The sequence below is a fragment of the Kitasatospora sp. NBC_01246 genome, from assembly GCF_036226505.1.
GTDB lineage: Bacteria > Actinomycetota > Actinomycetes > Streptomycetales > Streptomycetaceae > Kitasatospora.
Window position 1 is genome coordinate 6,386,550 of sequence record NZ_CP108484.1, and the last position, 14,707, is coordinate 6,401,256.

Below are 14,707 nucleotides of genomic sequence, written 5' to 3' on the forward strand. Positions count from 1 at the left end.
ACGCATCGCGCTGGACCTGAATAGCCGGGCGATGGTATTCAATGGTGTCCGGTACCCGCGCGCACCGGTGGAACGAGTGCTGGATTCCTCGATTCCCAGGCGTGGTTCAAGTGTTCAACTGCCACGTTGCGCCGCCCAACAGGGGCTGGATACGTTCCTGTTGATGGTGGGCTCGATCATTTGCAGGTATTGAGAACTCTCGATTTTGCCTAATTTCCGCGGTAATCCCGCACCGCGGCTGTGCAGATCAGAACTGGCATATCCTCGGCAAGCAGGGATGGCGGAATTCACATGGCGAACGAAGAAAAGCTCCGCGATTATCTCAAGCTCGTGACGGCTAATCTGCGCCAGGTCCGCCGTCGCCTGGCTGAGGTCGAGGAGCGGAACCAGGAGCCGATCGCGATCGTCGGCATGGGCTGCCGCTTCCCCGGCGGGGTGCAGGGCCCCGAGGAGCTGTGGAGGCTCCTGGCCGAGGGGACCGACGCGATCGGCCCGTTCCCGCAGGACCGCGGGTGGGACCTGGAGAACCTCTACGACCCCGACCCGGACCACCCCGGCACCTCGTACGCGCGCCATGGCGGGTTCATGTACGACGCCACCGAGTTCGACGCGGGCTTCTTCGGCATCTCGCCGCGCGAGGCGGTCGCGATGGACCCGCAGCAGCGCCTGCTGCTGGAGGTGTCCTGGGAGGCGCTCGAACAGGCGGGCATCGACGCCGCCTCGCTGCGCGGCAGCCGGACCGGCGTGTTCGCCGGCGCCTACACCCAGGGCTACGGCACGGACCCGGCGGTGCAGACCGGCGGCTCGGAGGGCCACCTCCTCACCGGCATCGCGACCAGCGTCACCTCGGGGCGTGTGGCGTTCACCCTCGGCCTGGAGGGCCCGGCCGTCACGGTCGACACCGCCTGCTCCTCGTCGCTGGTCTCGCTGCACCTGGCCGCCCAGTCGCTGCGCTCCGGTGAGTGCTCGCTGGCGCTGGTCGGCGGCGCGACGGTGATCTCCAGCCCGTCCGTCTTCGTGGGCTTCTCCCGCCAGCGCGGCACGTCGGTGGACGGGCGCTGCAAGTCCTTCGCCGAGTCGGCGGACGGCTCCGGCTGGGCCGAGGGCGTCGGTGTGCTCGTCGTGGAGCGGCTGTCGGACGCCCGGCGCAACGGGCACAAGGTGCTGGCCGTGATGCGTGGTTCGGCGGCCAACCAGGACGGTGCGTCGAACGGTCTGACCGCGCCGAACGGTCCGGCGCAGCAGCGGGTGATCCGGGCCGCACTGGCGAACGCCGGGGTCCGCGCCGACGAGGTCGACGTGGTGGAGGCGCACGGTTCGGCGACCACGCTGGGCGACCCGATCGAAGCCGAGGCGCTGATCGCCACCTACGGTCAGGAGCGGACCGAGGGCCGGCCGTTGTGGCTGGGCTCGGTGAAGTCGAACATCGGGCACACCCAGGCGGCCGCCGGTGTGGCCGGTGTGATCAAGATGGTGCTGGCCCTCCAGCACGAGCAGCTGCCCGCGACGCTGCACGCGGACGTGCCGACGCCGCACGTGGAGTGGGCGGCCGGGGAGGTCCGGCTGCTCAACGAGGCGGCGGCCTGGCCGGCCGGCGAGCACGTGCGCCGGGCCGGCGTGTCGTCGTTCGGGATGAGCGGCACCAACGTCCACATCATCCTGGAGGAGGCCCCGACCGCGGACGGTGAGTCCACGGGGACGGACGAGCCCTCCGGTGAGGACGCGGACGAGGCGGACGCCCTGGACGAGCCGGCCGGTGAGGCCGGGGCGGTGGCGGTGCTGGAGCCGGCCGGGCCGGTGGCGTGGCCGGTGTCGGCGCAGTCGTCGGAGGCGCTGACGGCTCAGGCGGATCGGCTTCGGGAGTGGGTGTCGACGCGGCCGTCGGTGGATCCGGTGGATGTGGCGTGGTCGTTGGCGGCGACGCGGTCGGTGTTCGAGCACCGGGCGGTGGTGGTCGGTGGCGGGCGTGAGGAGCTGGTGTCGGGGCTGGGCGGCCTGGTGGCCGGGTCGGGTGCGGCCGGGGTGGTGTCGGGGGTTGCCCGTTCGGGTGGCCGGACGGCGTTCGTGTTCGCGGGTCAGGGTGCGCAGTGGGTTGGCATGGGCCGTGAACTGGCCGTGTGCAGTCCGGTGTTCGCGGCACGTCTGGCGGAGTGTGAGGCGGCGCTGGCGCCGTATGTGCCGTGGTCGCTGAGTGAGGTTCTGGCGGGTGCGCCGGGTGCGCCCGGTCTGGACGCGGCTGACGTGGTGCAGCCGGTGCTGTGGGCGGTGATGGTGTCGCTGGCGGCGGTGTGGGAGGCCGCCGGGGTGACGCCCGATGCGGTGGTCGGTCACTCTCAGGGTGAGATCGCCGCGGCCACGGTGGCGGGGATGCTGTCCCTGGAGGACGGCGCGCGGGTGGTGGCGGTGCGGGCTCGGGCGCTGACGAGTCTGTCGGTGCAGGGTTCGATGGTGTCGGTGGTGATGCCGTCGCAGGCGGTGCGGGAGATCGTCGAGGGCTGGGGCGAGCGCCTGTCGGTCGCCGCAATCAACGGCCCCGCTGCGGTGGTGGTGTCGGGCGAGCCGGAGGCACTGTCGGAGTTCGAGCGTGAGTTGGCGTCGCGCAAGGTGCTGCGGTGGCGGATTCCGGCGACGGACTTCGTGGCGCATTCGCCGGCGGTGGAGCCGTTGGAGGCGGTGCTGGCGACGGAGCTGGCCGGGATCGTGCCGCAGGCGGGCCGTGTCCCGATGATCTCGACGGTGACGGGCGAGTGGTTGTCCGGTACGGAGGTGGACGCGGGCTACTGGTTCGCGAACCTGCGGCGGATGGTCCGCTTCGAGGAGGCGGTCCGCACGCTGCTGGGTGGCGGTTACGGCTCGTTCGTGGAGGTGTCGACCCATCCGGTGCTGACGGCGGCGGTGGCGGAGACGGCCGAGGACGCCGGTGTCGCCGACGTCCTGACGGTGGGCACGCTGGAGCGTGACAATGCGGGCGCCTCCCGCCTCCTCACCTCGCTCGCCCAGGCCTACGTCGGCGGTCTCGCGGTGGACTGGAAGATGGTGCTGCCCGCCGCCGAGACGGTGGAGCTGCCGACCTACGCCTTCCAGCGCCAGCGGTACTGGCTCCAGGCCCCGGCCCGGACCGTCACCGTCGGCGGGGACGGCTCCGGCACGGCGGCGGAAGCGGAGTTCTGGGCCGCCGTCGAGGGCGGCGACCTGGCCCGGCTCGCGGACACCCTGGCGATCGAGGACCAGCAGCAGCTCAGCACCGTGCTGCCCGCCCTGGCGACCTGGCGCCGCCGCGAGCAGGACCGGTCGGTCACGGAGGCCTGGCGCTACCGGGTGACCTGGTCCCCGGTGACGGAGCAGTCCGCCGGTGCGCCCGCCGGTCGCTGGCTGGTCGTCACCCCGAGCGGCACCGCCGACGAGGCCTTGGCCCGGCAGTGCACGGCGGTCCTGACCGCCCGCGGTGCCGAGGCGGTGTCCCTCGACGTCCCGGCCGGGACGGTCGACCGGGCGGACCTCGCCGCACTGCTCGCCGAGGCGCTGCCGGACGGCGGGGAGCTGTCCGGCGTGCTGTCACTGCTGGCGACCGACGAGACCCCCCTGCCGGCCCACCCGGCGGTGTCCACCGGCCTCGGCACGACGCTCGCGCTCGTCCAGGCCCTCGGCGACGCCGGGGTGGCCGCGCCGCTCTGGGTCGCCACCCGCGGCGCCGTCGCGGCCACGCCGGGCGAGGTGCCGGCCGGTCCGGCGCAGGCCCAGGTCTGGGGCCTCGGCCGGGTCGTCGCACTTGAACACCCCGACCGCTGGGGCGGGCTGATCGACCTGCCCGAGGTGCTGGACGACCGGGCGGGCACCCAGCTGGCCGCCGTGCTGGCCGGCTGCGGCGAGGACCAGGTCGCCATCCGGCAGACCGGTGTGCTGGGCCGTCGCCTGACCCGCGCGCCGCAGCCCAAGGCGGGCCGGGACTGGACGCCGGGTGGCACCGCCCTGGTCACCGGCGGCACCGACGCCATCGGTGGGCACGTCGCCCGCTGGCTGGCCGACCGCGGTGCGTCCCGGCTGGTGCTGAGCAGCGCCGCGGGTCCCGCCGCTCCCGGTGTCGCCGCGCTGGCGGCCGAACTGGCCGCCCGGGGCGCCCGGGTGGACGTGCTGGCCTGCGACGCGGCCGACCGGTCCGAGCTGGCCGGCCTGCTCGACCGGATCACCACGACCGGCCCCGCGCTGTCCTCCGTCCTGCACCTCGCGGAGGCCATCGACAACCAGCCGGTCGAGAACCTCGGCCTCGCGGACCTCGCCGCCGTGCTCGCGGTCAAGGCGGAGGCCGCGCGGTGGCTGGACGAGCTGACCGCCGACCTGGACCTCGACGCCTTCGTCCTGTTCTCCTCGGTCGCCGCCGTCTGGGGCGGTGGCCAGCAGCCCGGCTTCTCCGCCGCCAACTCCTACCTGGACGCGCTGGCGGAGCGCCGGCTGGCCCGGGGCCTGGCCGCCACCTCGGTGGCCTGGGGCCCGTGGAGCGTCGGCGCGATGGGCTCCGGGGACGACGCGGCCCAGCTGGAGCGGCGCGGTCTGCGGCTGCTGGGCCCCGACCCGGCCACCCGCGCGCTGTCCCGGATCCTGGACGGCGGCGAGGCACTGACGACGGTCGTCGACGTGGACTGGGCGCGGTTCGCCCCGCCGTTCACGCTGCGCCGGCGCAGCCCGCTGATCGAGCACCTGCCCGAGGTCGCCGGGGCGCTGGCCGGCGACGGGCCCGACCCGGCCGTCGACCGGGAGGCCGGCACGCCCCTGCGCCGGCAGCTGGCCGACCTGCCGGCCGCCGAGCAGGACCGCGCGCTGGTCACCCTGGTCCGGGCCGAGGCCGCCGCGGTGCTGGAGTACTCCTCGCCGGAGGCCATCGGCAGCGGCCGGGCCTTCAGCGAGCTGGGCTTCGACTCGCTGACCGCCGTCGAGCTCCGCAACCGGCTGGGCGCCGCCACCGGCCTCAAGCTGCCCGCCACGCTGCTCTTCGACTACCCGAGCCCGGTGGTGCTGGCCGGCTACCTGCGGACCGAGCTGCTGGGCGACCGGACCGCGCACGCCGGTGCGGTCGCCGTCACCGGCCGGGCGGCGGTGGACGACGACCCGGTGGTCATCGTCGGCATGGGCTGCCGCTTCCCCGGCGGAGTGCGGAGCCCGGAGGAGCTCTGGGAGATCCTCGACTCGGGCACGGATGCGATCGGTGCCTTCCCGCAGGACCGCGGCTGGGACCTGGACGGCCTCTACGACCCGGATCCGGAGAACCCCGGCACGGCGTACGTGCGTCAGGGCGGATTCGTCTACAACGCGGCCGAGTTCGACGCCGGCTTCTTCGGCATCAGCCCCCGTGAGGCGCTGGCCATGGACCCGCAGCAGCGGCTCCTGCTGGAGACCTCCTGGGAGGCCCTGGAGCGGGCCGGCATCTCCCAGGCGGCGCTGCGCGGCAGCCGCACCGGCGTGTTCGCCGGTGCGAGCTACGCGGGGTACGGCCTGGTCGGGCCGGACGCCTCGGAGGGCCTGGAGGCGCACCTGCTGACGGGCACCACGACCAGCGTGCTCTCCGGCCGGGTGGCCTACACCTTCGGCCTGGAGGGCCCCGCGGTCACCGTCGACACGGCCTGCTCGTCGGCCCTGGTCGCGGTCAACCTGGCCAGTCAGGCGCTGCGTTCGGGCGAGTGCTCGCTGGCGCTCGCCGGTGGCGCGTTCATCGCCTCCACGCCGGACCTCTTCGTCTGGGTGAGCAAGCAGCGGGGGCTGTCCCCCGACGGCCGGTCGAAGTCGTTCTCGGCCGGGGCGGACGGCATGGGCATCGCCGAGGGCGCGGGCATGGTGGTGCTGGAGCGCCTCTCCGACGCCCGCCGCAACGGGCACCCGGTGCTGGCCGTGGTGCGCGGCTCCGCGGTGAACCAGGACGGCGCGTCGAACGGTCTGACCGCGCCGAACGGCCCCTCGCAGCAGCGGGTGATCCGGGCGGCCCTGGCCGACGCCGGGCTGACCACCGCCGACGTGGACGTGGTCGAGGCGCACGGGTCCGGCACGGTGCTCGGCGACCCGATCGAGGCCCAGGCGGTGATCGCCACCTACGGCCAGGACCGGCCGGAGGGCCAGCCGATGTGGCTGGGGTCGGTGAAGTCCAACATCGGTCACACCCAGGGCGCGGCCGGTGTCAGCGGTCTGATCAAGATGGTGCTGGCGCTGCAGCACAGGAACCTGCCGGCCACGCTGCACGCGGACGAGCCCTCGCCGTACGTGGACTGGTCGGCCGGGGACGTCCGGCTGCTCACGGAGTCGCGGCCGTGGGAGACGGACGGACGGCCGCGCCGGGCCGGGGTGTCCTCCTTCGGGGTCAGCGGCACCAACGCCCACCTGATCCTGGAGGAAGCCCCCGAGCCGGCGGCCGTCGAGGCGCCCGCCGGGGACGACCCGGCCCCGGCCCTCTTCGACGCCCCCGGCGCCGGCGCCTGGGTGGTGTCCGGGCGGACGGCGGACGGTCTGCGCAGGCAGGCGGCCCGGCTGGGCGAGTACCTGGCGGCCCGGCCCGGGCTCGACCCGGCGGACGTGGCCTGGTCGCTGGCGGCGACCCGCTCGGTGTACGAGTACCGGGCCGTGGTGACCGGCACCGACCGCGCCGAGCTGGCCGAGGGCCTGGCCGCGGTGGCCGCCGGGGAGCGCGCCCCCGGGGTGGTCGCCGGCACGACCGCGGCCACCGAGGCGAGCGAGGCGGTCTTCGTCTTCCCCGGGCAGGGCGCCCAGTGGGAGGGCATGGGCCGGGAGCTGCTGGGGGTCTCGCCGGTCTTCGCGGCCCGGCTCGCCGAGTGCGAGCGGGCCCTGGCCCCGCACGTCGACTGGTCGTTGACCGAGGTGCTGGCCGGTGCGGACGGCGCGCCCGCGCTGGACCGCGCCGATGTCGTCCAGCCGGCCCTGTGGGCGGTGATGGTGTCGCTGGCCGCCGTCTGGGAGGCCGCGGGCGTCACCCCGGGTGCGGTGGTCGGCCACTCGCAGGGCGAGATCGCGGCCGCGACGGTGGCCGGGATCCTGACGCTCGAGGACGCGGCCGAGGTGGTGACGGTCCGCAGCCGGGCGCTGTCCGGGCTCGGCACCGGCGGCGGGATGCTGTCGGTCGTCATGCCCGTCGCGGCGGTGCGCGAGGTACTGGCCCCGTGGGGCGACCGGCTGGCGGTCGCCGCGGTGAACGGGCCCGCCGCCACCGTGGTCTCCGGCGAGACCGAGGCACTGGCGGAGTTCGGTGCCGAGCTGGCGGCCCGGCGGGTGATGCGCTGGCCGATCCCGGTGACCGACTTCGTGGCGCACTCGGCCGGGGTCGAGGAACTGGAAGGCGTGCTGACCGAGCGGCTGGCGGGGATCCGGCCGGGGGCCGGGCGGGTCCCGCTGTTCTCCACGGTCGAGTGCCGCTGGATGAACGGCCCGGAGCTGGACGCCGGCTACTGGTTCGCCAACGTCCGCCGCACGGTGCGCTTCGACGAGGCGGTCCGGGAGCTGGCCGCGGCCGGGAACCGGACCTTCGTCGAGGTCTCCCCGCAGCCGGTGCTGACCACCGGGATCGCCGACACGATCGAGGACCTGGGCACGGCCGGCGTCCCGGTGATCACCGGGACGCTGGACCGCGAGAACAGCGGCCCGCGCCGACTGCTCGCGGCGTTCGCCCAGGTGCACGTCGGCGGCACGCCCGTCGACTGGCGCAGGGTCCTGCCCGCCGGGCGGCGCACCGACCTGCCCACCTACGCCTTCCAGCACCAGCGGTACTGGCTCACCGGCTCCCGCGCGGCCGCGCCGGTCGCGGCCGGCGGGGACGGCACGTCGTCGGAGGCCGAGGCCCGGTTCTGGGCCGCCGTCGAGGGCGGCGACCTCCAGCAGCTCGCCGACACGCTCGCCGTGGACGGACAGCGCTCCTTCGGCGAGGTGCTCCCGTCGCTGGCGTCCTGGCGGCGCCGCGAACGGGACCGGGACGTCACCGGCGCCTGGCGCTACCGGGTCGCCTGGGCCCCCGTCACCGACCCGGCCCCGGCCAAGCCGGCCGGCACCTGGCTGGTGGCCGTCCCGGCGCACCGCACCGGCCGCACCGCGGACCTCGTCGAGGCGTGCGTCCGCGCGCTGGCCGCGCGGGGTGCCCGGGTCGAGGTCGTCGAGGTCGAGACCGGGACGGCACGGCGCGAGCCGCTGGCCGCCGACCTCGCCCGGGCACTGCGCGACCCCGCCGTCGAGGCCGCGCCGCGCGTGACCGGCGTGGTGTCGCTGCTCGGCCTGGACGAGACACCGCTCGCGGAGCGGCCCGTGGTGCCGGCCGGCCTGGCAGCCGGCCTGGCCCTGCTGCAGGCACTGGCCGACGCCGCGATCACCGCCCCGCTGTGGACGCTCACCTCCGGGGCGGTCGCCACCGGCCCGGGCGACCCGCTGACCAACCCCGTGCAGGCGCAGGTCTGGGGCCTCGGCCGGGTCGTCTTCCTGGAACAGCCGGACCGCTGGGGCGGTCTGATCGACCTGCCCGCCGTGCTCGACGACCGGGCGGCGAGCCGCCTGTGCACCGTCCTCGCCGGCTGCGGTGAGGACGAGGTGGCGATCCGCCCCGCCGGAATCCTCGGCCGCCGCCTGACCCGGGCCCCGCAGCCCGCGCCCGGCCCGGACTGGACGCCGCGCGGCACCGTGCTGATCACCGGCGGGACCGGAGCGGTCGGCGGGCACGTGGCCCGCTGGCTGGCCGGCCGCGCCGAGCGGATCGTGCTGGCCAGCCGCTCCGGAGCCGCCGCCCGGGGCGCCGTGGCCCTGGCCGCGGGTCTGGCGGCCGCCGGGACGGACGTCGAGATCAGCTGCTGCGACAGCGCGGAGCGCGCCGACCTCGCCGGGGTGATCGACCGGATCGCCGCGGGCGGCCCGCCGCTGACCGCCGTCCTGCACACCGCCGGTGTGCTCGACGACGGCGTCCTCGACGGCCTCGACAACGACCGGCTGGCCAGTGCCCTCGCGCCCAAGGCCGCCGGCGCCGTCCACCTCGACGAGCTCACCGCGGACCTCGACCTCGACGCGTTCGTGCTGTTCTCCTCGGCCGCCGCCACCTTCGGTGGCGCGGGCCAGGCCAACTACTCGGCCGCCAACGCCTTCCTGGACGCGCTGGCGGAGCACCGGCGCTCCCGCGGCCTGCCCGCCCGCTCGGTGGCCTGGGGCCCCTGGGCCGGCGAGGGCGTGTCCGGCGGCAGCGAGGCGGCCCGGCAGCGGCTGCGCCGCAACCGCTGGGAGGTCCTGATGGACCCCGAGCTCGCGGTCAAGGCCCTGGGCGGCGTGCTGGCCGGCCCGGACACCGTGCTGACCGTCATGGACCTGGACTGGCCCGCCTTCGCGGCCGCGCCCGGCCAGGCCCAGATCCTGGATGTGCCGTTCCTGCGCGCCCTGCCGGACGCCCAGCGGCTGAAGGCGGCGCAGCGCACCGAGAGCGCCGGCGGACCGCAGGCCGAGGGCGAGCTGGCCCGGAGCCTGAGCGGCCTGTCGCGGGCCGAGCAGGACCGGATCCTGGTGGACACGATCCGCGACGAGGCGGCCGCCGTGCTCGGGCACGCGAGCTCCGACGACGTCGAGGCCGGGCGCGCCTTCAGCGAGCTGGGCTTCGACTCGCTGACCTCGGTCGAGCTGCGCAACCGGATCGCCACCGCGACCGGGCTGCGGTTGCCGACGACGCTGATGTTCGACTACCCCACCCCGACGGTGCTCGCCGAGCACCTGCGGACGGAGCTGCTCGGTGCCCTGGCCGGGCACGCGTCGGCGCTGGCCGTGCCGACGGCCGCCGTCTCCGACGACGAGCCGGTCGCCATCGTGGCGATGAGCTGCCGGTTCCCCGGCGGGCTCGACACCCCGGAGCAGCTCTGGGACCTGCTGGCGGTCGGCGGCGAGGGCATCTCCGGCCTCCCGCAGGACCGCGGCTGGGACGCGGAGGCGCTCTTCGACCCCGATCCGTCGCACGCCGGGACCAGCTACGCGCGGGAGGGCGGCTTCCTGCACCAGGCGAGCCGGTTCGACGCGGGCTTCTTCGGGATCAGCCCGCGCGAGGCGCTGGCGATGGACCCGCAGCAGCGGTTGATGCTCGAACTGTCCTGGGAGGCCCTGGAGTCCGCCGGACTCGACCCGGCCTCGCTGAGCGGCTCGCGCACCGGTGTGTTCATCGGCGGCTACTCGTCGAACTACGCGCTGGCCAGCATGCAGCTCGGCGGCCAGGACGGCGCCGCGCAGGTCGAGGGCCACCTGGTGACCGGCAACGCGACCAGCATCATCTCCGGCCGGGTCTCCTACGTCCTGGGCCTGGAGGGCCCGGCGCTCACGGTGGACACGGCCTGTTCGTCCTCGCTGGTGGCGCTGCACACGGCCGCCCGGTCGGTGCGGTCGGGCGAGTGCTCGCTGGCGCTGGTCGGCGGGGTCGCCGTGATGGCGACGCCGTGGGAGATGGTGGGCTTCGCCCGGCAGCGCGGACTGGCGGCGGACGGCCGCTCAAAGGCGTTCTCGGCCGCGGCCGACGGCATGGGCATGGGCGAGGGCGCCGGCATGGTGGTGCTGGAGCGGCTCTCCGACGCCCGCCGCAACGGGCACCGGGTGCTCGCGGTGGTGCGCGGTTCGGCGATCAACCAGGACGGCGCCTCCAACGGTCTGACGGCACCGAACGGTCCCTCGCAGCAGCGGGTGATCCGGGCGGCGCTGGCCAGTGGCGGGCTGACCGCCGCCGACGTGGACGTGGTGGAGGCGCACGGCACGGGCACCCCGCTCGGGGACCCGATCGAGGCGCAGGCCCTGCTGGCCACCTACGGCCAGGAACGCGCCGGGGAGCAGCCGCTGTGGCTGGGGTCGGTGAAGTCCAACATCGGGCACACCCAGGCGGCCGCCGGTATGGCCGGGGTGATCAAGATGGTGCTGGCGCTCCAGCACGAGGAGCTGCCGCGAACGCTGCACGTGGACGAGCCCTCGCCGCACGTGGACTGGTCGGCGGGTGAGGTGCGGCTGCTGGCCGAGCCGGTGCCGTGGCCCGCCGGGGACCGCCCGCGCCGGGCCGGTGTGTCGGCCTTCGGGATCAGCGGCACCAACGCGCACGTCATCGTGGAGGAGGCGCCGGCGGCCGTCGAGGCGGAGGAGGCACCCGAGGACCTCGACGCGGCGCCGGTGGTGTCGGGCGCCGGTGCGTGGCTCGTCTCCGGCCGGACGGCCGAGGGGCTCACGGCCCAGGCGGAGCGGCTGCACGACTGGGTGGCGGCGCGGCCGTCGGTGGACCTGGCGGATGTCGCGTGGTCGCTGGCGGCGACGCGGTCGGCGTTCGAGCACCGGGCGGTCGTGCTGGGTACCGGGCCGGCCGAACTGCTGGGTGGCCTGCGGAGCCTGGCCGCCGGGGCGTCTTCGGCCGCGGTGGTGTCGGGTGTGGCGCGGCCGGGTGCCCGGGTGGGTCTGGTCTTCGCCGGTCAGGGTTCGCAGTGGGTCGGGATGGGCCGGGGGCTCTACGAGGGCAGCGCCGTGTTCGCCGAGGTCTTCGACCGGGTGTGCGGGCTGCTGGAGTTGGAGTTGGGCGTCTCGGTCCGGGACGTGGTCCTGGGCGCAGAGGGCGTCGACGAGGCGCTGGCGCAGCAGACGCTGTACGCGCAGGCCGGGCTGTTCGCCTTCGAGGTGGGCGTCGCGGCGGTCCTGGCGGCCGCCGGTCTGACGCCGGACGCGGTGGTCGGTCATTCGGTGGGTGAGGTCGCGGCCGCTTATGTGGCCGGGGTGCTGGCGCTGCCGGACGCGGTGCGGCTGGTGGCGGCGCGGGCGCGCTTGATGCAGGCGCTGCCGGACGGCGGGGCGATGGCGGCGGTGAACGCGCCGGAGGCCGAGGTGCTGGCCGAGCTGGTGCCCGGAGTGGTGATCGCGGCGGTCAACGGCCCGGAGTCCGTGGTGGTTTCGGGTGAGGCCGACGCGGTGGACCACGTGGTGGAGCTGTGGCGGGAGCGGGGCCGCCGGGTGCGGCGGCTGCGGGTCTCGCACGCCTTCCACTCCCCGGCGATGGACCCGGTGATCGACGAACTCACCACCATCGCAGCCGGGTTGGAGTACCACCGGCCGAACCTGACGTGGGCGGGCGCGCTTTCGGGTGAGCTGGTCACCGAGCCCGAGGCGGGCTACTGGCCGGCCCAGACGCGGGGAGCGGTGCGCTTCGCGGACGCGGTGGCGACGCTGGCCCGCCAGGGTGTCTCAGTGTTCGTCGAGGTCGGTCCGGACGGGTCGCTCTCCTCGCTGGGCCCGGACATCGTGGCCGGTAGCGGGAGCGAGGGGGCGGTCTTCGTCCCGCTCCAGCGGCGGACCGACGAGAGCGTCACGAGCCTGCTGGCGGGGCTCGCCCGCGCGTACGTCAACGGTGCGGCGGTGGACTGGAGTTCGGTGCTGCCGACCGGTACGCCGGTCGAACTGCCCACCTACGCGTTCCGCCACCAGCGGTACTGGCCCAAGGGCGTGCAGACCCCGCCGAACGCCGGCGGGGACGGTACCGGCACGGCCGCCGAGGCGCAGTTCTGGTCCGCCGTCGACGGCGGGGACCTGGGCCGGCTCGCGGACACCCTGGCGATCGAGGACCAGCGGCAGCTCGCCGAGGTGCTGCCCGCCCTGGCGTCCTGGCGCCGCCGGGCGCAGGACCGCTCGGTGACCGCGAACTGGCGGTACCGGGTCGGCTGGGCGCCGGTGGCCGACCCCGCCCCGGCGGAGCTGGCCGGGCACTGGCTGCTGGTGGTCACGCCCGACCAGGCCGAGGAGCAGCTGACGCGGGACTGTGCGCGGGCGCTCGCCGCCCGGGGCGCGGAGGTGGTCACCATGGTGACCACGGAGACCACCGACCAGCAGCGGATGGCCGAGCGGATCGCCGCGACCCTGCCCGAGGCCGGAGTCGCCGGCGTCGTGTCCCTGCTGGCCCTGGACGAGACGCCGCTGCCCGGTCACCCGGTGCTGGCGAACGGCCTCGCCGGGACCCAGACCCTGATCCAGGCCCTCATCCTCCAGGGCGTCCACGCCCCGATGTGGGCGCTCACCCGCGGTGCGGTCGGTGCCACGCCGGACGAGGCGCCGACCAGCCCGGTGCAGGCCCAGAGCTGGGGCCTCGGCCGGGTCGCCACTCTGGAACACCCGGACCACGGCGGCGGGTTGATCGACCTCCCGGCCGAGTTCGACGAGCAGGCCGCGGCGCGGCTCTGCGCGGTGCTCGCCGAGTGCGGCGAGGACCAGGTCGCGATCCGGCCGGCCGGGATCTTCGGCCGCCGGCTCACCCGGGCCCCGCGACCCCGCGACGGCGCGGCGCAGTTCGTGCCGCGCGGCACCGTCCTGATCACCGGCGGGACCGGCGCGATCGGCGGCCACGTCGGGCGCTGGCTGGCCGGCCGGGGCGCCAAGCGGCTCGTCCTGACCAGCCGGTCCGGCGCCGGAGCGGCGGGGACGGCCGCGCTGGCCGCCGAGTTGGCGACGATCGGTGCCCAGGTCGACGTCTTCGCCTGCGACGCGGCCGAGGACGCCGCGCTGGCCGGGGTGATCGCCAGGATCGGTGCGGGCGGCCCCCCGCTGACCGCGGTCATGCACGCCGCCGGTCTGGCGCAGGCGACCGCGCTGGACGACGTCTCGGTGGAGGAACTGGCGACGGTCCTGGCCGCCAAGGCCGCGGGCGCCGCCAGCCTGGACCGGCTGACGGCCGGTCTGGAGCTGGACGCGTTCGTCCTGTTCTCCTCCATCGCCGCCACCTGGGGCAGTGGTCTCCAGGCCGGCTACGCCGCCGCCAACTCCTACCTGGACGCGCTGGCGGAGAACCGGCTGGCCCGGGGCCTGGCCGCCACCTCGGTGGCCTGGGGCCCGTGGGGCGGCGGCGGAATGACCGACGCGGAGGGCGCGGCCCAGATGACCCGCCGCGGTCTGCGCCTGATCGACCCCGACCAGGCGATCCGGGCGCTGGCCCAGGTGCTCGACGGCCGCGACCCGATGATGACCGTCGTGGACGTGGACTGGGCGCGCTTCGCGCCGCCGTTCACGCTGCGCCGGCCCAGCCCGCTGATCGAGAGCCTGCCCGAGGTCGTCGAGGTGCTGGCCGGGAAGGGTGGCGACACCGGTCCGGCCGAGTCGCCGGCCGGGAACGCGCTGGCACAGCAGCTGGCGGAACTGCCCCGGGTGGAACAGGACCGGTTGCTGACCGACCTGGTCCGGACCGAGGCCGCCGCCGTCCTGGGACACCCGAGCATCGAGTCCGTCGAGGCCGACCGGGCCTTCAACGACCTCGGAGCCGACTCGCTGACCGCCGTCGAACTGCGCGACCGGCTGGGCGCGGCCACCGGCCTGCGCCTGCCCAGCACCCTGCTGTTCGACTACCCCACCTCGGCCGCGCTCGCCGACCACCTGCGGGCCGGTCTGACCGAGGAGACCAGTCCGGCCCAGCCCGTGCTGGCCGAACTGGACAAGCTGGAGGGCATGCTCGCCGCACTCGCCGGCGACGACGAATCCACGCTGATCACGAACCGCCTCGAAGTCGTCCTTTCCAAGTGGAAGGAGGCTCGGGCACAGACCGCCGAGACCGGAGTTGCGGAGAAGCTCGAATCGTCAACCGACGACGAAGTCTTCGATTTCATCGGCAAAGAACTCGGAATCCACTGACTCGGCCAACGCCGCGACTTCTTCGACGAGGTGACGTAAGTGAGCGAAGAGAAGCTCCGCTACTTCCTCAAGC

At 75.2% G+C, this 14,707-nt stretch carries 1 protein-coding gene; it reads left to right on the plus strand.

Translation table 11 applies throughout. The features are described from left to right. The first annotated feature begins 291 nt into the window (after positions 1-291). A complete protein-coding gene (locus OG618_RS27605; protein WP_329490240.1) occupies positions 292-14,634 on the plus strand; it encodes a type I polyketide synthase in 14,343 nt (4,780 codons plus the stop codon). Positions 14,635-14,707: the final 73 nt, after the last annotated feature.